Here is a 20,885-nt window from a genome sequence, read left to right on the forward strand (position 1 = left end):
GTGTGTCGTACATCGGCTCTGGGTGTATCGCCCACGGCGATCGCCGCCGCGACCCGGCCGCCCGACATCGGGCCGGGTCTCGGCGGCTCGGCGCCGGGTGCGCCCGCGCTCAGCCCCCGACCGCCCGCAACATGTCCGGCAGCGCGCGCATGTCGTCGAAGAGCACCGCGCCCGAGTCCGCCAGTCGATCCGCCCGGGTCAACCCGCCGACATAGCCGAACGCCCGCATCCCGGCCGCGCGGGCCGCCCGTACGCCGTAGGCGCTGTCCTCGATCACCACGCACCGGGCCGGATCGGCACCCATCTCCCGGGCCGCGTGCAGGAACAGGTCGGGCGCGGGCTTGCCCTCGGCGACGTCGTCCGCGCTGAACACCCGGCCCTCGAAGTGGCCGTGCAGCCCGACCAGCTTCAGGTTGCGCTCGACGCCGCCACGCGGGCCGTTCGAGGCCACGCAGCGTGGTCCCGGTATCTGCTCCAGGGCTGTGAAGATGCCGTCCACGGCGGTCAGTTCGGCGTCGAAGGCGGCCCGGTACAGGTGCCGGAACTCCTGGTGCCAATTCGGGTCGAGGCGCCGGCCGAGGCGCTCCTCGACCAGCGCCGTGTGCCGCTCGCGCGAGCACCCCACGAAGTGCTCGACGATCTCCTCCTCGGTGAACGCGCATCCCAGCGCGCCCAGCACCCGGGCGTCCACCCGCACCGCGATGCGTTCGCTGTCCACGAGCACGCCGTCACAATCGAAGATCACCAGATCGAACCCGGTCTGTGTCATACCGGGCAGCCTACGAAAGACGGGTTCGGACGGGCGGCCGGCGGCCGGGGGCAAAGTCACGCGGTGACCCCGCGGCGACTACTCGGTCGGCTTCGTCTCCGGGAAGAACTCCGCACCCTGGACGTAGGCCATCGCGGCGACGAACTCCGGGTCCACGAGCCGCCGTTGCACATCCTCGGGGGTGACGTCCTCGACTCGGGCCTGGATCCACCACAGGTTGCCGAACGGGTCGCGGACCCGCCCGACCCGGTCGCCGAAGAACAGGTGCGTCACGTCCGTGACCGACGTGCCGCCGGCCGCCACCGCGCGGCGGTGCACCTCGTCGGCGTCCTCGACATACAGCCGCAGGAACGAGGGCGGCGCGGGAGTCGCGGGATCGATGTCGAACATCATCACGACCGCGTCGCCGATCCGGATCTCGGCGTGGCCGATCCGGCCGTCCGCGCCGACGAACCGGGAGCCCGGCACCTCCTCGGCACCGAACGCGGCGCTCAGGTAGTCGATCAGCGCCGCCGTGTCGTGCGACAGGATCCACGGGGTGACGGTGGTGTAGCCCTCGGGAACGGTCTTGACGGTCATCTCGATGCCTCCGAAAGACGAGCGGGTGCGCGGGGAACCCCGCCGAGGCGGGAGTCGGGCGGCGCGGTGCGCGCCGTCCTCGTGTCTTCGACGCTATTCGCCATGTAGGTCGGATCCTGTCCTGAACAGCCGGCATTCTCCCGCCATGACCGCTGCCGCCCCCGCCCGTCTGGTGTTGCCGTCCCGGTTGCGCGGGCGGGTGCGGGCGGTGTCCGGCGCCACCGTGCCGCCGGCGATGCCGGTCCCGACGCGACGGTGGATCCCGAGACGCTCACCGTGCTCGCGGGCACCATCGCGCGGCAGGAGAAGGTGCGCTTTGGCGACCGCGCGGCCGACGGCCGGGAGAGAGCGCGGCTGATCGAGCCGAAGGCACTGGTGCCGGCCGGCCGCCGCCGGCACCTCGTCGGCTACGACGCCGACCGCGCCGACTGGCGCACGTTCCAAGTGGACCGGGTGCGCGAGCCGCGTCCCACCGGCGCCCGGTGTCCGGAGCGGGCCCTGCCCGACCCGGACGCCGCCGCCTACGCGGCCCGCACCCTGCACACCTCGGAGCCGGTGTACCGGGCCGACGTCACGCTGTACGCGTCGGCCGATCAGGTCACCGTGCGGCTCGGCGACGCCCTGGCCGGCGCCGCCGAGGACGACACCCCACGCCTGCGTCCGCCCGACGCCGACCGTTGCCGACCGACCGGCTGCGTCGACACGCTCGACTGGCTCGCGTTCCGACTGTCCATGCTCGGCTGTGGGTTCGAGGTGCACGACCCGCCCGAGTTGCGCGAGCACCTGCGCGCGCGTTGGGCGGGCGGGTCACCCGCGCGGCGGGCGACCCGCCCGGGTGAACCCGGCCGAAACCAGCGGCCCGCACGCTCACCGACCCTCGAACGGCCAATCCCCACTGTCCAGTTCGCGACGTTGGTAGGCCGCCACGATCTCCTTCTCGGCGGCGTCCCGCCCCTCCCAGTGCGAACCCTCCACCGATTTGCCGCGTTCCAGGTCCTTGTAGACCTCGAAGAAGTGGGCGATCTCGTTGAGCTGGAACGGTGGGACATCGCCGATGTCCTGTATCGGGTGTCTGCGCGGGTCGCGAGCGGGCACGCACAGGACCTTCTCGTCCGGGCCCTTCTCGTCGCTCATCACGAACATGCCGATCGCGCGACAGCGGATCAGGCAGCCGGGAAAGGTCGGCTCGTCCAGCAACACGAGCACATCGAGCGGGCCGCCGTCGCCGCCCAGCGTGCGATGCACGAATCCGTAGTCGGCGGGATAGGCGGTGGACGTGAACAACATGCGGTCGAGCCTGATGCGTCCCGTGCGGCGGTCCATCTCGTACTTGTTCCGACTGCCCGCGGGAATCTCCACGACGACGTCGAACTCCACGACGGCTCCTTAACGGCCTATGGATCAAGACCCGATATGCGCGGCATTCCGTATTCCTGACGTACCGTCGAGGACTTTCCCACGTCACCGGGCCGTTACGCACGTGAAGCACGGGACAACCGGGCCATCGGCACCCCTCGACCACCCGATCGCGCCGACCCTTGACTCGGTCAACTAAGTAAGGTTTCCTGTCCATCGCCCCACCGCACTCCCGCCCCGCCTCCGCACACCCCGTCAGGAGCAGCCGTGATCCGGATCGAGGACGCCGACCGCGTCAGGACCATCACCCTCGACCGCCCCGAAGCGCTCAACGCGTTCAACGAGGCGCTGTACGACGCGACCGCCGAGGCGCTGATCGACGCGGCGGCCGATCCCACCGTCGCCGTGGTGGTGCTGACCGGCGCCGGGCGGGCCTTCTCGGCGGGCACCGACCTGATCGAGATGGCGCAGCACAACAGCGGCACCAAGGTCAGGGGCAAGCACGGATTCGGCGGCATGGTCGATCGGCTCCAGGCGTTCCCCAAGCCGCTGCTGATCGCCGTCAACGGCCTCGGGTTGGGCATCGGCGCGACCGTCCTGGGCTTCGCCGACCTCGCCTTCATGGCCGACACCGCGCGGCTGAAGTGCCCGTTCACCTCGCTCGCGGTGGCGCCCGAGGCGGCGAGCAGTGTGACCTTCCCGGAGCTGCTCGGTCGGCAGAACGCGATGTGGGCACTGCTGAGCAGCGAGTGGCTGAGCGCCGCCGAGTGTCTGGAGATGGGCCTGGTGTTCAAGGTCTGCCCGGCCGACGAGCTGCTCGACGTGACGATGCGGCACGCGCGGATCCTGGCCGCCAAGTCGATTTCCTCGTTGATCGAGTGCAAGCGGGCGGTCCTGGAGGGTCTCGGCGACCGGATCGTCGATGCCCGCCGACGCGAGGACGCGGCGTTCGGGCGGCTGCTCGGCAAGCCCGCCAACATCGAAGCGCTGACCGCCTTCGCCGAGCGGCGCGAACCCGACTTCGCGGCGATCGACGCCCGCGAGGGCTGAGCACTCGGCGCGGCGCGCCGGCCCGGTCGGCGCGGTCCGGCCGGCCGGGGCCGAGCCCGGGTGAAGCCGGACCACCCTCCGTCCGCCCGGGCTCGAACATCCCTGGGTTGTCCCGGTTTGCCGGACGCCTCCGGAACTGCGGAATACTGTCTGCTCCGCACGACCGTTCCAGTCCCCAGGATCAGCGCCACCCATGAGCAGCCCACACATCCCAGGCAGCGCCGCCGACACCGCCCCCGGCGGGACCGAGACCGGCACCGGTTCCGGCACCGACCCCGGCGCCGAGGGCACCCACCACCTCGGTCACACCCTCAAGCCCCGGCACATGACCATGCTCGCGCTCGGCGGCGCGATCGGGGCGGGGCTGTTCGTCAGCACCGGAGCGGGCATCCACACCGCCGGCCCGGGCATCCTGATCTCCTACGCGCTCGCCTCGGTGCTGGTGCTGCTGGTGATGCGGATGCTCGGCGAGATGGCCGCGGCGGTTCCGCGCAGCGGATCGTTCTCCGAGTACGCGGGAGCCGCGTTCGGGCGCTGGGCCGGCTTCACCGTCGGCTGGCTGTACTGGTGGATGGTCACCATCGTGCTGGCCGTCGAGGCCTCGGGCGCCGCCGCCATCGCGCACGGATGGCTGCCGAGCGTTCCGATCTGGGTGTTCTCGCTGGTGATCATGCTCGTGTTCACCGGCGCCAACCTGCTCACGGTGCGCTCGTTCGGCGAGTCCGAGTTCTGGTTCGCGACGATCAAGATCCTGGCCATCGTCGGCTTCCTGGTGCTCGGTGTGCTGGCGATCCTGGGGTGGCTGCCGGACGCCGACGCGCCGGGCCTGGCCAACCTCACCGGCAACGGCGGCTTCCTGCCCAACGGCTGGGACGGGGTGATCACCGGCCTGCTCGCGGTCGCGTTCTCGTTCGGCGGCTTGGAGATCGTCACGATCGCCGCCGCCGAGTCGGACGACCCGGCGCGCAACGTGGCCCGCGCGGTGCGCACCGCGGTGTGGCGGATCCTGCTCTTCTACATCGGCTCGGTGGCGATCATCGCGACGCTGCTGCCATGGGATTCCGACCGGCTCGGCAGCCCGTACGTCTCGGTTCTGGAGGACATCGGCGTCCCCGGCGCCGCGCACGTGATGGACGTGGTGGTCTTCACCGCGCTGCTGTCCGCGCTCAACTCGATGTTGTACGGCGCCTCCCGGATGGCGTTCTCGCTGTCCCGGCGCGGCGAGGGGCCCCGGCGGTTGTCCCGGGTGGCGGGGAACGGGGTGCCCAGGACGGCCGTGCTGGCCTCCTCGGCGTTCGGGTTCGTGGCCGCGCTGCTCAACGTGTGGTGGCCCGAGCAGGTGTTCAAGCACCTGCTGAACTCGGTCGGCGCGATGTTGCTCTTCGTCTGGTTCGCCATCGCCGCGTCGCAACTGGTGCTGCGCCGCCGGATCGAGCGCGAGGACCCGGATCGGCTGCTGGTGCGGATGTGGGGCTTCCCGTACCTGACCTGGTTCGTGATGCTGGCCCTCGCGGCGGTGTCCATCCTGATGCTCTTCGACCACACCGCCCGCCCCCAGTTGCTCTCCTCGGTCGTCGTGGTGGCCGTCGTCCTGGCCTTCGCCCTGGTCCGCGAGGCCCGCCGCCGCGACCTGCGCAGACGCGCCAACGCGCGGTTCTGACCGGCCGGGCGGGGGCGAGGGCTACAGCCCGGCGCGGGCCAGCGCCTGGAGTTGTTCGCTCGTCGGGCACCAGTTGGATCGCATCTCGTCGGTCGGCCATCCCGCCAGGCTCGCGCTCGCGGCGAAGTTGGACTGGAGGTAGCCCAGCAGCGTGCGCCGCGGGTCCTCGGCCACCCGGACCACGTCGTAGTCCAGGGTCGAGCGCGAGCCGTCCGGCAGCCAGAGCGCCTCGCGCGGCGAGAGCGGTTGCTTCTCGACACCGTCCGGCTTGGGCGCGGCATACGAGTAGTAGGCCGGGTGGGGGACGTTCGGGTCGCCGGCCCAGAAGCCGAACGAGATCACCTCGTGCGAGTACGCCTCCGCGGTGACCGGGTCCACGCCGCGCATCGGCGGGTCGACCCGCTTGCCGGAGAACCGGGTCAGCGCGAGGTCGAACGAGTGCCAGAAGAGCTGTACGGGCGAGGTCTTGCCGTCGAACCAGCCCATGAACTCCTCGAACACGTCCGCCGACCAGGTCAGGATCCGCCAGAACCGCCACGCGTACTCGGCCTGGTAGGTCGCGTGCGCGGTGTCCTCGCGGAACGGCACGGTCAGGTGCGGGACGCCGAACGGTCGCTCCAGCAGCGGCACGTCGATGCCCAGCTCGGCCAGCACCCCGTGCACCGCGACGTCGAACTCGGTCACGCTCAGCCCGTCCACGAGCGCGATCTCGCGCACGTCGCCGCGATCGGTCCGAAAGACCACGCGGTGATCGATGAAGTCGAACGCGATGTCGAAGGCGACGCCGGCCACGGTCAGCCGGCGGGTGGTGAAGCCGCGCGCGTCCACCGTGAAGGTGATGTTCCACCAGTGGTTCTGCGGGTGACTCGCGGCGAGCTTGACCTTGCCGACGATCTGCGCGAACAGGTGCAGCGTGTCGAGGGTGTCCACCCACGCGTCGTACGGGAGTTCGGGAAGCCGCGGCGGGTCGGCCGGCCCGCCGGCCTGCGCGGGGTTGCTCGAAGGGGTGCCCATGTGCCGATTCTCGCCCTCGCGGGCCCCGCCCGTCCCGTTTTGCTCCGCCGTCCGGGCCGGCCGGGGCGATGGTGAGCCACCCCCCGAACGGGCGAGCGCGGCCGGAGCGTACCCTGCGTGCGACAACATCCCAACCACCTGTACAGGGGCACTCGTGCGCGTTGTCGTCGCCGGAGCCGGCATCGGTGGGCTGGCCACCGCCCTGAGTCTGCACGCGGCGGGGATCGCCGACGTGAGTGTGTACGAGGCGGTCGAGGAGATCCGCCCGCTCGGCGTCGGGATCCAACTGCTACCGGACGCGGTGCGAGAACTGGCCGAACTCGGCCTGTACGACGACGTCGCCGAGATCTCGGTGTCGATCGACGAGTCGGTCCGCCACGACCGGCTCGGCGCGCGGGTCCGGTCCGAACCGCTCGGATCGGCCGCCGGGCGCGCGTGGCCGCGGCTGTCGGTCCACCGCGGCGAGTTGCAGATGCTCCTGCTGCGCGCCCAACTGGCCTGGCTGGGCGCCGAGTCGCTGCGCACCGGCCTGCGGCTGAGCGGCTACGCGCAGACCGCGGACGGGGTCACCGTCGAGTTCACCGACGGTGCGGGCGAGATCGTCACCGATGTGGCCGACGTGCTGATCGCCGCCGACGGGATCGACTCGGCGGGCCGCTCGCTGATGTACCCGAGCGAGACGCCGCCGGCACGCGGCGGCCGGGTGCTGTGGCGTGGTGTGACGCCCGCTCCGACACTGCACACCGGTCACACGATGGTCACCGTGGAGGACGGCGGGCGCACGTTCGTCGCGTATCCGCTGCGGGCGGCCGAGGGCGAGCGCCCCGCGCTGCTGAACTGGATCGCCGGCCACCTCTCGGCGGGCCCACAGGCGGGCCCCGGCGACTGGAGTCGGGACGCCGAACTCGACACGATCCCGGCGCACTTCGCGGACTGGGACTTTCCCTGGCTGGACGTGCCCGCGGTGATTGCCGCGTACGAGTACCCGACGACCGATCGGGAGCCGCTGCCGAGTTGGTCCGACGGGCGGGTGACGCTGCTCGGCGACGCCGCGCACGCCGGGTTCCCGATCGACGGCATCGGCCGCGACGGGGCCTCCCGGGCGATCGTGGACGCGCGCGTGCTGGCCCGCGAACTGGCCGCGCACACCGATCCGGTGGAGGCACTCGCCGGGTACGAGGAGCGGTGCCGCCGGGCGACCACCGCACCCGATGTCCCGGGGTCGAGCGGGAGTTGAGCGGGCCGGCGCATCGGCCCGAGTCGGGCGGGCCTTCGTTCGTCGGACGCCGGCCGGGTGGAGCGGGCCGTAGCGCGTCGGCCCGGCACGGGCCGGGCCCGAGCGGGCCGGGCCCGAGCGGGCCGGGCCCGAGCGGGCCGGGCCCGAGCGGGCCGGCGCGCATCGGACGGGCGCGGGCCGAACACCGACCGGGGTCGAGCGGATCGCCGCTCGACCCCGCCCGGCGCCGGGTCACGGCAGCAGGACGACCTTGCCGACCGTCTGCCGGCCGGCCAGCGCGGTGTGCGCGGCAGCCGCCTCCGACAGCTCGAACGTGGTGACCGCGGGCCGCAGTTCACCGGCGGCGGCAGCCGCGAGCGCGGACTCGGCGAGCGCCTTGAAGCCACCCGGACGGTTCGCCATCCGCGGACCCAGCGGGTTCTCCACGGCCACCCCGGCGGCCGCGGCGCGCGTGTCCAGATCGGCGATGGCATCGCCCGAGGACCAGCCGAACGTCACGAGCCGGCCGCCCTTCGCGAGCAGGTCGAGCGCGTCCCCGCCGATCTCGCCGCCGACGCTCTCCAGGACCACCGTCACCGGCCGCCCGGCGAGTTCCTCGCGCACGCTCGCGGCCCAGTCGGCGGCGGTGTAGTCCACCGCGATGTCGGCGCCGGACGCGCGCGCCGCCTCGACCTTGGCCGCCCCGCCGGCCGCTCCCACCACGACCGCGCCGAGCGCGTGCGCGGCCTGGACCAGCAGCGTGCCCAGACCGCCCGCCGCGGCGGTGACCAGCACCACGTCCTCGGCGGTGATCGCGGCCACGTCCAGGATGCCCAGCGCGGTGCGCCCGGTACCCACCATCGCCACCGCGATCTCGGCCGGTACCCCGTCGGGCAGCGGCAGCAGCGCCTGGTCGTCGATGATCGCGAACTCCGCGTAGCCGCCGTTCCCGTTGCCCAGGTGGGCCACCACCCGCCGGCCGACCAGGGCCGGATCCACCCCGGCGCCCACCGCGTCCACCGTGCCGGCCACCTCGCGGCCGAGGGTGACGGGCAACTCCGGCTGCGGGAAAGGGTCTTGGGTGCGGCCCGAGCGCAGCATCACGTCGACCAGGTGGACTCCCGCGGCGGCCACCGCGATCCGCACCTCCCCGGGCCCCGGCTCCGGGGTCGCAACCTCCTCGTACCGCAGGTTCTCGGCCGGACCGAACTCGTTCAGGCGAATCGCGCGCATCGGACACTCCGGGGTTTGCTGGGACGACGGACAACGGACAACGGCTACGGGACGACGGCCGAACGGACCGGCCGATCCGGCGGGCTTGTCGCCCCGGATCCGGTGCGAACAGTCTCGAACCTCAAGTCCACTTCATGTCAAGCGACACGTCCGGGAATCCACCGAACGATCGTCGCCCGATCGACCGTCGAGCCGTACGGTGGGTGCGTGTTCGATGCCGAGGAAGCCGCCGCCGCACTCGTCGCCACGCTCGCCGCGCTGGGCACACCGGAGCGCGCCCGGGCGGAGAAGGCGTATCTGAAGAGCGATCTCGACTTCCTCGGCGTCACCGTGCCGGTGCTGCGCAAGACGGTCACCGCGACGGCCCGCGCCCGCCCGGAACCCACCCGGGCCGAACTCCTCGCCTGGGTCGACGCGTTGTGGGCCCGGTCGGTACACGAGAGCCACTTCGCCGCGATCGAGCTGCTGCGGCTCCAGCCGCGCGTGCTCACCCGCGCCGACCTGCCGCTCGTCGAGCGACTGATCCGCGAATCGGCGGGCTGGGTGTACGTGGACACGCTCGCGGAGAAAGTGGCCGGCGTCCTGATGGGTCGAGAGCCCGCGGACTTCGCCACCGCCGACGCGTGGGCCGCCGACCGGGACTTCTGGATCCGCCGGGCGGCGCTGCTGAGCCTGCTGCCGGGCATCCGCGCGGGCGCTCCCGACCTGGTCCGGTTCGATCGCTACGCGGACGCGATGCTGGAGGAGCGGGAGTTCTTCATCCGCAAGGCGATCGGCTGGCTGCTCCGGGAGATCGCCAAGCGGGACCCGGCGTACGTGATCGCCTGGACCACCGCGCATCGGGCCCGGATGTCCGGGGTGACGCTGCGCGAGGCGATCCGCCGGCTGCCCGCCGCCGACGCGGCCCGGTTGCGCACCGGCTGACCGCCGGCCCACGCACGCGCGGCACCGCCCCGAGCTACGGCCGGCCCCCCGCGCGTCGCGGCGCCGGCCCGCGCACGCGCGGCACCGCCGGCCGCGGGCGCCGACCCGGGCACCGTCCGGCACGGCAGGATGTCTCGATGACGACTCATCTGGTGGCCATGGGCGGCGGCGGTTTCTCGATGAACGACGGTGCCTCCGCGCTCGACCGGTACGTGCTCGACCTGGCGGGTCGGGCCCGCCCCAACGTGTGCTTCGTGCCGACCGCCTCCGGCGACGCGGACGGCTATGTCGACCGCTTCCGGCGCGCGTTCGAGCGGCTCGACTGTACGACCGGGCACCTGAGCCTGTTCCGGCGCACCGGCGCCGACCTCGCGGACGAACTCGCCGACCAGGACGTGATCTACGTCGGCGGCGGCTCCACCGCGAACCTGCTCGCGCTGTGGCGCCTGCACGGCCTCGACACCGCGCTCGCGGCCCGGGCCGCCGCGGGCGACCTGGTGGTGTGCGGTCTGAGCGCGGGCGCTGTGCTGGTTCGAGGGCGGCATCACCGACTCGTACGGGCCCGGGCTGCGCCCGCTCGCGGACGGCCTGGGCTGGGCGCGGGGCAGCGCCTGTCCGCACTACGACGGTGAGGCCGAACGCCGCCCGGCGTACCACGCGGCCATCGAGGCGGGCCTGCTCGCGGCGGGCCACGCGCTGGACGACGGCGCCGCGATCCACCTCGTGGACGGCCGGGTGCACGCCTTCGTCGCCGAGCGGCCGAACGCGCACGCGTATCGCGTCGAGCCCGGTCCGGACGGTGTCCACGAGTCGGCACTGCCGATGACCATGCTCCGCGCATGACCGGGCTCCGCGCATGACCAGCCCCCGAACCGGCCCGCCGCGCCCCAGCCCCCGAACCGGCCCGCCGCGCCCCGCCGCCGCGTGGCCGGCCCGATGGGTCGGGATCAGGCTCGGGGCTCGCTGCCCGTGTCCCTGGCCAGGAGGTCCTCGATCCCCTCGCGGCGGAGCAGCACCCGGGTTCGGCCGTCGCGGACCGCGACCACCGGGGGGCGGCCGACCAGGTTGTAGGTCGAGGCCATCGACTGCTGGTACGCGCCGGCGGCCGGCATCGCGAGCAGGTCGCCGGGGTGTACGTCCTCGGGCAGTTCGACGTCGGCCGCCAACACGTCGCCCGACTCGCAGTAGCGGCCCACGACGGTGACCCGTCGGGTGCCCGCCGCGCCGGGTCGGCCGACCAGGCGCACGGTGGTGCGGGCGCCGTACAGGGCCGGCCTCGGGTTGTCCGCCATGCCGCCGTCCACCGCGACGAACACCCGGTGCGCGGTGCGCTTGACCACGAGCACCCGATACAGGGCCACGCCCGCCGGACCGGTGATCGCCCGGCCGGGCTCGACGATCAGTCGCGGTACCGGCAGGCCGTACAGCGCGCATTGGCGATCGAGTTGCCGGCGCACGTCGACCGCGAACGCCTCGATGTCCAACGGATGTTCACCACTGCGGTAGGCGATGCCGTGGCCGCCGCCCAGGTTCAGTTCGGGCAGCACGATCCCGTGTCGGTCGCGCAGTCCGGCCAGGAACTCGACGAGCGTGGCGACGGCGGCCAGCCAGGGCCGCACCGAACCGATCTGCGATCCCAAATGGCAGTGCAGTCCGGTCGGTTCCAGGTGCGGCTGGGCCACCACCCGCAGCACCGCGTCCTCCGCGTCGCCCCGCGCGATGGACAGGCCGAACTTCTGGTCCTCGCCGGCGGTCCGGATCGCGTGGTGCGCGCCGGCCTCGATCCCCGGCACCACGCGCACCATCACCCGCTGCCGCTGCCGGGGTGCCACCAGCGCGGCCAACCTGGCGATCTCGGCCGGGTTGTCCAGCACGATCCGGCCCACGCCCAGGCGCAGCGCCGCACGCAGTTCGTCCGCCGACTTGGCGTTGCCGTGCAGGATGATCCGTTCGCCGGGCATCCCGGCCAGGGCGGCGAGGGACAACTCGCCCGCCGAGCAGACGTCGAGCCCGAAGCCCTCCTCGCGCAGCCAGCCGACCAGGCCGCGGCACAGGAACGCCTTGGCGGCGTAGGCGATCTCGACGCCGGGCAGCGCGCGGCGGTAGGCCCGGCAGGTGTCCCGCACGTGCTGTTCGTCCAGTACGTACAGCGGTGTCCCGAACCGCTCCGCGAGTTCGGCCGAGGTCAGGCCGCCGATCGCGAGGTCCCCGGCGTGCTCCCGCGTCGAGCGCGGCCACACGGCCGCGTCCGATACCGGCGCCGCAAGCGTGACGGACATGGCAACTCCCTTGTGCACGAGCATTGGTGGCGGCAGGTCAGCCGAGGAGGGACAGCACGACGAGGAGTACCGCGACGACGACGGTGGTGCGCGGCACACCGAGCGATTGTGGATCCCACACGGATCGGGACGCCCCTGACGCCCGGGACGACCCGACGCCCGGCGCGAGCCCGCCGACGCTCGGGCCGAGTTGGAGCCGAGCGGGCGAGAGCGCCCGCGCGGAAGCGAGCCCGGCGGCGGCCGGCGGGCGCGGAGCCCCGGCGACCGAGGCCCGGTCGATCGCGACCGGCGCGACGACCGCACCGACCACGCCGGGGGTACCGACCACACCGGCCGCTCCGACGGCTCCGACCGCCCCCGAGTCCCGGGCAACCCGCTCGCCCACCGGCTCCTCGTGCCGCACCGGCGGTGCCGAGAGTCCCGGATCGACCAGCACGCGCTCGCCCCCGACCTCGTCGGCGAGCGAGCGCACCGCGCCCGCCCCGAGTCGGATCCACTCCTGATCGGCGCCCAGCACCGCCCGCAACCGCGCCACCGACGTGAACGCGACCACCACCCGGGCACCCAGCGGATCCCGGCACAGCCGGACCACCCGGGCCCCCTCCACCGACCGCACCGGCACGATCAACACGCGCCGAGCGGTGGTCGTAGAAGCGGGTTCCCCATCGGTGATCAACACATCCGACACGACAGCCTCCGAAGTCCGGCACCGCAGCCGACCGCGGGCCCTGACTCCGACGTTACGACCGCCCATACCGGGCAACCCCGCCCCTACCGCGCCCTTGATCATCCCCGGGCCGTTGTTGACGCCCCCCCTGACGCCCGCCGGCGAAATCCCCGGAATTCGCCCCGCCTCGTCGCACCTCGTCCCACCTCGTCCCACCGGAGCCCGGCCCCCCGGAACCCCCGACAGGTCCCCGCTCCCGGCCCTACTCCGCCCCCGACCAGGCCCACCTCGTCGTAGCCACCAGCGGGTCCCCCGGCCGCACCAGGTGGGCCGCCGGGCCCACCAGGCCGTTCGGCGGGCCCGTCTGGGGCTCGACGCACAGGTGGTCCCGCGGCAGGTCGTACACCACCGTGTAGTCGCAGTCCGAGGTCATCCGCAGCCGCAGCGCGCCGGGCCACTCCAACGTCGCGTCGACCCCGCCGGGCGTCCCGTAACAGTCGTCCCGAGGCCCCGGCAGCGGGGGTATCCGGCGCCCGGTGGGCAGGTAGTCGGCGCCGCGCTCCTCCTGCCACTCGGGGGTGAAGGACAATTCCAACGGACCGCCGACACCCAGCCGCCGCCGAAACCACGGATGCCACCCGGCCTGCGCCGGAAACGTCGCGGCCTCGGACTCGATCCGCAACACCGTGACCAGCCCGTCGGGCGTCAGGGTGAAGTCCTGCTCGACCCGGCCGGCGAACGGCCACGGGTCGGTCAACGCGAACTCGAAGACCGCCGACGCGGCGTCCTCCGCGATCTGCTTCCACGCGCCGCGACAGCCGAGCCCGTGCAGCGCGTGCGGCGCCGCGTCCGCCGGGAACTCGTGTATCGCGCCGTCGAATTCGAACCGGGCCCCGCCCATCCGTCCGACCCACGGCACCATCGGATAGCTGCCCCACTCCTCGGGCCGTTCGCCCTCGGTCCGCAGCAGTTCGAGCCCGCGCACCCGCAACGAGCCGAGCCGGCACCCGGCGTCCGGCAGAATCAGCGCCTCGGCGCCTTCGGAACGCAACCACACTTCGCCGTCGATCATGGTCGGCAGATTACGCGTAGCGCTCCCGAAGCTGCTTCTTGAGCACCTTTCCGGACGGATTCCGCGGCAGCGCCGAGACGATCTCGATACGCTCCGGGAACTTCTGCCGCATCACTTCCCGAGTGCCCAGGAAATCCCGCACAGTACGCAGATCCGGCGGAATCGACGGGTCGCTCGGCACGATCACCGCGCACACCATTTCGCCGCGTTCGGAATCCGGCAGACCGATCACGGTGACCTCGGCGACGGCCGGATGCGCGTCCAGCAGGTCCTCGACCTCCTTGGCACTGATCGTCTCGCCCTTGCGCAGGATGACGTCCTTCAGGCGCCCGGTGACGTACACGTTGCCGTGCTCGTCCACTCGGCCCAGGTCACCGGTACGCAACCGCCCGGCCTCGTCGAACGCCTCGGCGTCCAGGCGCGCGTCCACGTATCCGCGCATCACCTGCGGCCCGCGCACCCGCAGTTCGCCCTCCGCGCCGACCGGCACCGGCCGCCCGTTGGGCCCGACCACGGTGGCCTCGACCCCGTGGGTGGGCCGGCCCTCGGCCCGGGCCAACGCGTCGTCCGGGTCGTCCGGGCCCGCCATGGTCAGGATCGGCGCCTCGGTCATCCCCCAACCGGCCAGTACGCCCGCGCCGCCCAGTTCGCGCTTGATCGCCTCGTGCAGCCCGGGCGGCTTGGGCGCGCCGCCGCCAGGGCAACTGCGCAGGTGCGGGAAGAGCGGGTCGCCGGCGGGCCGGCGGCGCTGCGCGGCCAGCCAGGCCTGGTGGAAGACGGTGCCCGCGCCGGCCAGCGTGACCCGCTCGCGGCGCAGCAGGTCGGGCGTCTCCTCCGGGTGGAAGACCTCGGTCAGGATCATCGTGACGCCGTGCGTGAGGGCCGCGGTCAGCCAGGTCGTGCAGCCGCCGATATGCGCGAACGGGAAGACCAGCGCGACCCTGTCCCCCTCGCGCGCGCCGATCCGGTCCGCCATGCCGACGCCCGCGGCCATGATGCTCGCGTCGGTGTGCCGCGCGCCCTTGGGGTCGGCGGTGGTCCCGGAGGTGTAGAAGTACCAGCGCACCGGGGCCTCCTCGGGCGTTCCGGGCACCGGCGGCGCGGGCGGCAGGTCGGCCGGATCGCCGGTGGGCAACGGGCCGTCCAGGATCAGCAGTTCCAGACCGGGCACCCGGTCGCGCACCCGACGGGCCAGTTCCGGGTAGTCGTAACCGCGCCACACCGGCGGCACGATCAGCATCGAGGCACCGGTCTGTCGGGTGACGAAGGCGAGTTCGCGTTCGCGGTGGATCGGCATCATCGGGTTCTGCACGACGCCGAGCCGGGACAACGCGCCGACCAGGACCACGGATTCGAGCCGGGTGGGCAACTGCCAGGTGACCGTGTCGCCCGGACCCAGCCCCTGGGTGTGCAGGAACGCCGCGAAGGCCTCGGCCGCGTCGCGGAATTCCCGATGGGTCAACCGCCGACCGTGCTCGTCGACCAGCAGTTCGCCGTCGGGCGTTCGGGCCGCCCGCGCCTCGATGGCCGCCCAGAGGCTCGTGTGTGTCACCGTCGTGCCCTCCTCGCCCCGCCCGGCCCGTACCCGGACGGCGTCGCCGCGCCCGTCCCGCATACCTATCAGGAACGGTCGCGACCCGACAGGGCGAGCACACCGGGCCCGACCGGGGCGAGCGCCCACCGAGCGCCGATCGCGCACGGGTAGCGGACCCACCGGTCCGCGAAGTCCGACGCGGCACGCGCGGGCGCTGGGCTCACAGGTACAGGAAGTGCGGTGACACCACGATCACCGAGGGCACCAGCAGCGCCGCCGCGGTCAGCAGTCGCAGTCCCGCGGAGGCGACCGGTGCGCCCACCCGGACGCCCGCGACGGCCACCTCGGGCTGCGCGGTCGCCTGGGCCTGGTGCACGGCCAGTTCCTCCTGGCGCTGCTGCGGCCACGCGAAGCACGGGCAGAACGGCCCGCCCGCCTGCCCCGGCCCGGACAGCTTGACGATCGCCCGGCGCAGATTGACCCGCGCGATCGAACCGCGCACGTCCGCGTCCGCCGCCTTCTCCGACAGTTCCGCCGCGTGGTCGGCCCACTCGCCGAAGAAGCGCACCATCGGGTAGGCGTCGGCGAGGGTGTCCGCGCAGACCATCCACTGCGCGTCCCGCCGGCGCAGGTGCCCGGCCATGTGGGTCAGCACCGCGTTCAGCTCCTCCGGGCGGAGCAGGTCCAGGGCGCGGGTGGTGGCCTCGACGCGCGGCGGCCGGGACGGCAGCAGCACCAGGCGCGGCGCGTCGTCCTCGACGATCACCAGGCGCGGCCGGCCGCCGGCCTCCTCGTCGAGCAGCGGGGCGCAGTTCTCCAGCCGGTCCAGTTGTACGCGCAACGCGCGCCGGTAGTCGCGGGTCGCGCCCGCGCCCCGGCGCCAGCCGAACCCGACGATCAGCAGCGCCAGCAAGGCGACGACGATCTGCACGACCAGCGGCACGTGCGGCATGCCGATCCGGGGGGCGAAGCCGGCCGCCCGCATCGGGGCGAGCCACAGGTCGGGCGTGTAGACGGGCACCGCCAGCGCGAACGACACGAGTACGCCGCCGGCCGCGGCCCGCCACGCGCGTTGTACGTGGCGCGGGCCGAAGCCGCTGCGTTCGGCCCGGCGCAGGACGCGAGGCGCGGTCACCAGGATGGCCGCCGCGAAAGCCGTCAGCACAAGTCCGTACAACACGTCCTCGCCGTCCCTTTCTCGCCTCGTCGCTCCCGTGACCCGTCCGGCCCTGCAACGGTTCTAGGCGCCAAGTGGTTTCCGCGTCCAGGAGACAGGCCACATCGGTCGGGTGATTTATTCGGCCGACACCAACCACCCGGTGGTATTGCGGACCCGCACGGACCCGGATCGAATCGGCGGGAAAACCGAATCGAATCGCATCGTCCCATCTCCACGCGCGTAATTCCGAACCGACAGGAGTTCCTTCATGCACGAGTTCTCGCGTTCCGCTGTGATCGCCGCCACACCGGACAAGGTCTGGGCGGTCATCGGCGACTTCGGCGCCCTCGGCGACTGGCACCCGGTGGTGCCGCCGAGCACGATCGAGGGCGGCGGCGACGCCAACACCCCGGGCGCGGTACGGGCGTTCGCGATCGACGGCGAGGTGCTCTCGCGCGAGGAACTGATCAGCCACGACGCGGACGCGCACCGGATGACCTACCGGCTGATCCAGGTGCCGGTCGCGGTGTCGAACTACGTGGGCACGCTCGCGGTGCACCCGCACCCGGACGGCAGCGAGGTGGTCTGGTCGGCCGCCTACGAGGGCGAGGCGGACGTGGTGGAGACCGTCGAGGCGGTCTTCGCCGAGGGCACCTACGGCGCCGGCCTGGCCGCCCTCCGGGAGCGCTTCGCGTAGCGCCGGTCCGGGGCGGGCTCCGGCCGCGAACCGCCTCGGGTGCCCCGACCGGGAGTCGGCGGCGCCCGAGGCGGCGTCACACCCGGGTCCGGCCGGGCACCCGCGCGCCGTCGTCACCGACCCCGCCCCGAATGCCGGCGATCACGGCGACGGACTCCGGCCGATCGGCACCGAGTACACGATCGTGTCACTGTCCGTGTCCACGATCGACGCGACCACGAAGTCCCCCGATCCCGCGTTGAGCACCACGACGCGGGTTCCGCCCGAAGTGACCTCGACCGCCGCGGCGTTCGGCGTGTCGACGCTCCCGATCGGCTCGCGCGTGGCCGGGTCCACGATCCGCAGGTCCCGTGCGCCGTCGGGCACCACGTACAGCCGGGAGCCGTCCGGGGAGACCGCGACGTCGGTGGCACCGCCCTCGATCGTGATCGTGCCCAGGCAACGCAGCGTGACCGCGTCGAGGATGGACACACCGCCGGCGCCGGCCACGTACACGCTCGCGCCGTCCGGCGAGCACACCACCGCCCGGGGCGCCTTCGCCGTGCCCACGAGCGTGGCGCCGGTGTCCGGGTCGAGCGCGGTGACCAGGTCCTCGGCGAAGCCGGCCAGGTAGAGCCGGTCACCGGCGGGAGCCGGCGTCACCGACGTGGCCGGGTGCGGCACCGGGAGGCTGCGCACCACCGTGTTCAGCGTGGGACTGAGCACCTCGACGGTGTTCGACGCGAAGCCGCGGTCGGCGGGCGGACAGGACGCGAAGTACACGGCGGCGCCGTCGGGGGCCGCGACCGGCGAGCGCGGCCAGGCCGCGGCGATCCGGCCCAGCACCACCGGCGTCTCGGTGTCGATCACGGTGATCACGCCCCGCTCCGGAGAGGTGACGTACACCGATCCGCCGGCGACCGCGGGCGGCCCGAGCGCACCGGGAACGTCGATGGTCGCCACCGCCGTGCCGGTGACCACGTCCAGGACGGTGACCGTGTCGGACCCGTGGTCGGTGACGTACGACCGAAACGTCTCGGTCGGCGGCGATCCGCCGGGTATCGCGGTCGGCTGGGCCATGGCATGCCTCCGGAGGCGTCGGGACGATCCATCGGGTGAGTGCGGTGGCGCTCGAAACAGACCAACAGCACCGGGACGCGCTGTCAATGGACGGATACGTGCAGCTACCGTGGACCGTGCGCGCGTATCGCATGGTGAGACGATCGCCGTATGCTTCGGCCACCCCGATCGATCTTGAGGTGACGACCATGCATCGCAGCGACACGGACCACGCCGCGGCCGCGCTCGGTATCGACCTGCCCGTCCTCGAAGCAGTCCAGCGCCGCATCCTGTGGCTCGCGACGCGCATCGTCGACTCCGCCAACCACGACCGGCCGAACGCGGACGGCATCAAGGTCGGCGGCCACCAGGCGTCCTCCGCGTCGTTGGTGTCCGCGATGACCGCGCTGTGGTTCGCCCACCTCGACGGTCCGGACCGGATCAGCGTCAAGCCGCACGCGTCCCCGGTCTTCCACGCGATCCAGTACCTGCTCGGCAACCTGGACCGGGCCTACCTGACCACGCTGCGCGCCAAGGGCGGGCTCCAGTCGTATCCCTCGCGGACCAAGGACCCGGACCGCGAATGGGTGGACTTCTCCACCGGTTCGGTCGGGCTGGGCGCCGCGGCGCCGTTGTTCGGCGCCGCCGCCCGGCGCTATGTGGACGCGCATTTCGGCCCGCGCCCGGCGTCCCGCTTCGTCGCGCTGCTGGGCGACGCCGAGTTGGACGAGGGCAACATCTGGGAGGCCATCGCCGACCCGGCCACCCAGGGCCTGGGCAACGTGATGTGGCTGGTCGACTTCAACCGGCAGTCGCTGGACCGGGTCGTGCCCGGTGTGCGGATCGACCAGTGGCGCGGCCAGTTCGAGGCTGCCGGCTGGCACGTGGTCGAGGTCAAGTACGGCCGCCGGCTCCAGGCCGCGTTCGACCGGCCCGGCGGCGCGCCGCTCAAGGCGTGGATCGACGCGATGCCCAACGAGCAGTACCAGGCCCTGTTCGGCCTCGCCGACGCGGACGTGCGCGCGCACTTCCTGGACGGCGCGCCGGCCGACGTCGCGGACACCGTCGCCGACGTGCCGGACGCGCAGTTGCACGCGCTGGTCACCGACCTGGGCGGGCACGACATCGCCGCGCTGCTGGACGCCTACCGGCGCTGCGACGAGGTCACCGACCGGCCCAGCGTGGTGTTCGCGTACACGGTCAAGGGCTGGGGACTGCCGCTGGCGGGCAACCCGCGCAACCACTCCGCGCTGCTGAGCACCGAGCAGGTGGCCACGCTGCGCGCCGAGCACGGGCTGACCGAGCGCACCGAGTGGGACCGCTTCGACGCCGCCACGCCCGAGGGCATCCTGGCCGGGCAGCGCCGCGAGCACCTGTCCCGCGCGCCCAAGCCGGGCCCGCTCGGCGTCCCGGTCACCGCCTCGACGAATCAGCGGATGACCAAGCCGGTGTCCACCCAGGAGACCTTCGGCCGGGTCCTGGTCGACCTCTCCCGCGACCCGGCGCTGGCGCCGTACCTGGTGACCACCGCGCCCGACGTGGCCACCTCGACCAACCTGGCCGGCTTCATCAACCGCACCGGGGTGTTCGCGCCCACCGAGCGCCGCGCGTGGTCCGGCGAGGGCGCGCTGAAGTGGGTCGAGGGCCCCGGCGGGCAGCACATCGAGCTGGGCATCTCCGAGATGAACCTGTTCCTGCTGCTGGAACAGCTCGGTCTGGCGGGCGACTTGTCCGGCCAGCCGCTGATCCCGATCGGCACCGTCTACGACCCGTTCGTGTGCCGCGGCCTGGACGCGTTCATCCACGCCGTGTACTCCGGTTCGCGATTCATCGTGGCCGGCACCCCCTCGGGCGTCACGCTCGCTCCCGAGGGCGGCGCGCACCAGTCCACGATCACCGCGTCGATCGGGCTCGAACTGCCCGGCACCACGCTGATCGAGCCCGCCTACGGCACCGCGCTGGACTGGCTGCTGTGCGACGCGGTGGGCCGGATCGCCGGCGGTCCGGATCACGGCGTCGAACCGGACAACGGGGCCTACTACTTCCGGCTGACCACCCGCCCGATCGACCAGGCGCCGTTCGAGGCCGCCCGGACCCGGCTCGGCGACGCGCTGCTGCGCCGCCAGGTGCTCGCCGGCGCGTATCGGCTCCTGGACGCGCCCGACCTGCCCGGCGCACCGACCGTGTACCTGGCCGCCGCCGGCGCCGTGCTGCCCGAAGTGCTGACCGCCGCACACGAGTTGCGCGACGAGGGGATCGCCGCGCACGTCGTGGACATCACCTCGGCCGACCGGCTCTACAGCGCGTGGCAGCGCACCCTGCGCCAGGGGGTGCGCACCGCGACCACGCCGTCCGCGCCGGGCGCGCTGCGCACCGCGTTCCCGCACCGGGCACCCGTGGTCACCGTGCACGACTCGTCCTCGCACACGCTCGCCTGGCTCGGCTCGGCGCTCGGCGTGCCGAGCGTGCCGCTGGGCGTGGACCAGTTCGGCCAGACCGGCCGGATCGAGGACCTGTACGAACTGCACGACCTGCTGCCCGGTTCGATCGTCAACGCGGCGCTCGCCGCGCTCTCGCTGGCCTGACCGAGAGCCCCCGCCGGCCCGTCACCGGGACGGGACACGCGAGGGGCGGGCCC

General features: G+C 73.1%; 17 protein-coding genes and 2 pseudogenes. 8 read left to right on the forward strand and 11 right to left on the reverse strand.

What is annotated here, in order from left to right:
- Nucleotides 1-109: 109 nt before the first annotated feature.
- Both ACWCPW_RS01585 and ACWCPW_RS01590 read right to left on the reverse strand, forming a co-directional pair.
- Complete coding sequence (locus tag ACWCPW_RS01585) at nt 110-769, reverse strand: HAD family hydrolase (RefSeq protein WP_449759550.1); 660 nt, start codon at nt 767-769, stop codon at nt 110-112.
- Between the two features lie 78 nt (nt 770-847).
- Complete coding sequence (locus ACWCPW_RS01590) at nt 848-1,348, reverse strand: VOC family protein (protein WP_449759551.1); 501 nt, start codon at nt 1,346-1,348, stop codon at nt 848-850.
- 309 nt (nt 1,349-1,657) lie between these two features.
- Here ACWCPW_RS01590 and ACWCPW_RS01595 point away from each other — a divergent pair.
- Nucleotides 1,658-2,089 (forward strand): annotated as a pseudogene (locus ACWCPW_RS01595) (helix-turn-helix transcriptional regulator); the annotation flags it as partial.
- Nucleotides 2,090-2,215: 126 nt separating this feature from the next.
- Here ACWCPW_RS01595 and ACWCPW_RS01600 read toward each other — a convergent pair.
- On the reverse strand, nt 2,216-2,725 hold the full coding sequence (locus ACWCPW_RS01600; RefSeq protein ID WP_406295275.1) for an inorganic diphosphatase: 510 nt from the start codon (nt 2,723-2,725) through the stop codon (nt 2,216-2,218).
- A gap of 246 nt (nt 2,726-2,971) precedes the next feature.
- On the opposite strand from ACWCPW_RS01600, the gene ACWCPW_RS01605 reads away from it, so the two are divergent.
- A complete protein-coding gene (locus ACWCPW_RS01605) occupies nt 2,972-3,754 on the forward strand; it encodes an enoyl-CoA hydratase/isomerase family protein (RefSeq protein ID WP_449759552.1) in 783 nt (260 codons plus the stop codon).
- Between the two features lie 193 nt (nt 3,755-3,947).
- Nucleotides 3,948-5,414 (forward strand): amino acid permease, encoded by a 1,467-nt coding sequence (locus ACWCPW_RS01610; protein WP_449759553.1) that lies wholly within the window; start codon nt 3,948-3,950, stop codon nt 5,412-5,414.
- A gap of 21 nt (nt 5,415-5,435) precedes the next feature.
- Here ACWCPW_RS01610 and ACWCPW_RS01615 read toward each other — a convergent pair whose 3' ends face one another.
- A complete protein-coding gene (locus tag ACWCPW_RS01615; RefSeq protein ID WP_449759554.1) occupies nt 5,436-6,428 on the reverse strand; it encodes a DUF5996 family protein in 993 nt (330 codons plus the stop codon).
- A 154-nt stretch (nt 6,429-6,582) separates the two neighbouring features.
- Between ACWCPW_RS01615 and ACWCPW_RS01620 the strand changes: the two genes are divergently transcribed.
- Nucleotides 6,583-7,665, forward strand: coding sequence for an FAD-dependent monooxygenase (locus ACWCPW_RS01620; protein ID WP_449759555.1), 1,083 nt, complete (start codon nt 6,583-6,585; stop codon nt 7,663-7,665).
- A gap of 231 nt (nt 7,666-7,896) precedes the next feature.
- Here ACWCPW_RS01620 and ACWCPW_RS01625 read toward each other — a convergent pair whose 3' ends face one another.
- Complete coding sequence (locus ACWCPW_RS01625; protein WP_449759556.1) at nt 7,897-8,877, reverse strand: zinc-binding dehydrogenase; 981 nt, start codon at nt 8,875-8,877, stop codon at nt 7,897-7,899.
- 207 nt (nt 8,878-9,084) lie between these two features.
- Between ACWCPW_RS01625 and ACWCPW_RS01630 the strand changes: the two genes are divergently transcribed.
- The gene (locus ACWCPW_RS01630) at nt 9,085-9,801 is read left to right on the forward strand and encodes a DNA alkylation repair protein (RefSeq protein ID WP_449759557.1); all 717 of its coding nucleotides are present in this window, start codon (nt 9,085-9,087) and stop codon (nt 9,799-9,801) included.
- A 179-nt stretch (nt 9,802-9,980) separates the two neighbouring features.
- Nucleotides 9,981-10,482 (forward strand): annotated as a pseudogene (locus ACWCPW_RS01635) (Type 1 glutamine amidotransferase-like domain-containing protein); the annotation flags it as partial.
- Between the two features lie 266 nt (nt 10,483-10,748).
- Here ACWCPW_RS01635 and lysA read toward each other — a convergent pair.
- From lysA to ACWCPW_RS01660, 5 genes are all read right to left on the reverse strand, one after another.
- On the reverse strand, nt 10,749-12,080 hold the full coding sequence (gene lysA, locus ACWCPW_RS01640) for a diaminopimelate decarboxylase (protein ID WP_449759558.1): 1,332 nt from the start codon (nt 12,078-12,080) through the stop codon (nt 10,749-10,751).
- A 37-nt stretch (nt 12,081-12,117) separates the two neighbouring features.
- Nucleotides 12,118-12,768 (reverse strand): SAV_915 family protein, encoded by a 651-nt coding sequence (locus tag ACWCPW_RS01645; RefSeq protein ID WP_449759559.1) that lies wholly within the window; start codon nt 12,766-12,768, stop codon nt 12,118-12,120.
- Between the two features lie 241 nt (nt 12,769-13,009).
- Nucleotides 13,010-13,819: an aldose epimerase family protein gene (locus ACWCPW_RS01650; RefSeq protein WP_449759560.1), complete on the reverse strand. Its 810-nt coding sequence runs from the start codon at nt 13,817-13,819 to the stop codon at nt 13,010-13,012.
- Nucleotides 13,820-13,829: 10 nt separating this feature from the next.
- A complete protein-coding gene (locus ACWCPW_RS01655) occupies nt 13,830-15,371 on the reverse strand; it encodes a class I adenylate-forming enzyme family protein (RefSeq protein ID WP_449759561.1) in 1,542 nt (513 codons plus the stop codon).
- Nucleotides 15,372-15,573: 202 nt separating this feature from the next.
- Nucleotides 15,574-16,533 (reverse strand): hypothetical protein, encoded by a 960-nt coding sequence (locus tag ACWCPW_RS01660; protein ID WP_449759562.1) that lies wholly within the window; start codon nt 16,531-16,533, stop codon nt 15,574-15,576.
- 247 nt (nt 16,534-16,780) lie between these two features.
- Between ACWCPW_RS01660 and ACWCPW_RS01665 the strand changes: the two genes are divergently transcribed.
- Complete coding sequence (locus tag ACWCPW_RS01665; protein WP_449759563.1) at nt 16,781-17,209, forward strand: SRPBCC family protein; 429 nt, start codon at nt 16,781-16,783, stop codon at nt 17,207-17,209.
- Between the two features lie 141 nt (nt 17,210-17,350).
- On the opposite strand, the gene ACWCPW_RS01670 is transcribed toward ACWCPW_RS01665, so the two are convergent.
- Complete coding sequence (locus ACWCPW_RS01670; protein WP_449759564.1) at nt 17,351-18,268, reverse strand: YncE family protein; 918 nt, start codon at nt 18,266-18,268, stop codon at nt 17,351-17,353.
- Nucleotides 18,269-18,456: 188 nt separating this feature from the next.
- On the opposite strand from ACWCPW_RS01670, the gene ACWCPW_RS01675 reads away from it, so the two are divergent.
- A complete protein-coding gene (locus ACWCPW_RS01675; RefSeq protein WP_449759565.1) occupies nt 18,457-20,832 on the forward strand; it encodes a transketolase-like TK C-terminal-containing protein in 2,376 nt (791 codons plus the stop codon).
- The last annotated feature ends 53 nt before the right edge of the window (nt 20,833-20,885 follow it).

It is taken from the genome of Embleya sp. NPDC001921 (assembly GCF_053594475.1).

Coding starts and splice junctions, on each gene's coding strand:
- ACWCPW_RS01585 (WP_449759550.1), bottom strand. CDS start 769: ATGACACAGACCGGGTTCGATCTGGTGATCTTCGATTGTGACGGCGTG.
- ACWCPW_RS01590 (WP_449759551.1), bottom strand. CDS start 1,348: ATGACCGTCAAGACCGTTCCCGAGGGCTACACCACCGTCACCCCGTGG.
- ACWCPW_RS01610 (WP_449759553.1), top strand. CDS start 3,948: ATGAGCAGCCCACACATCCCAGGCAGCGCCGCCGACACCGCCCCCGGC.
- ACWCPW_RS01615 (WP_449759554.1), bottom strand. CDS start 6,428: ATGGGCACCCCTTCGAGCAACCCCGCGCAGGCCGGCGGGCCGGCCGAC.
- ACWCPW_RS01625 (WP_449759556.1), bottom strand. CDS start 8,877: ATGCGCGCGATTCGCCTGAACGAGTTCGGTCCGGCCGAGAACCTGCGG.
- lysA (WP_449759558.1), bottom strand. CDS start 12,080: ATGTCCGTCACGCTTGCGGCGCCGGTATCGGACGCGGCCGTGTGGCCG.
- ACWCPW_RS01650 (WP_449759560.1), bottom strand. CDS start 13,819: ATGATCGACGGCGAAGTGTGGTTGCGTTCCGAAGGCGCCGAGGCGCTG.
- ACWCPW_RS01665 (WP_449759563.1), top strand. CDS start 16,781: ATGCACGAGTTCTCGCGTTCCGCTGTGATCGCCGCCACACCGGACAAG.
- ACWCPW_RS01670 (WP_449759564.1), bottom strand. CDS start 18,268: ATGGCCCAGCCGACCGCGATACCCGGCGGATCGCCGCCGACCGAGACG.
- ACWCPW_RS01675 (WP_449759565.1), top strand. CDS start 18,457: ATGCATCGCAGCGACACGGACCACGCCGCGGCCGCGCTCGGTATCGAC.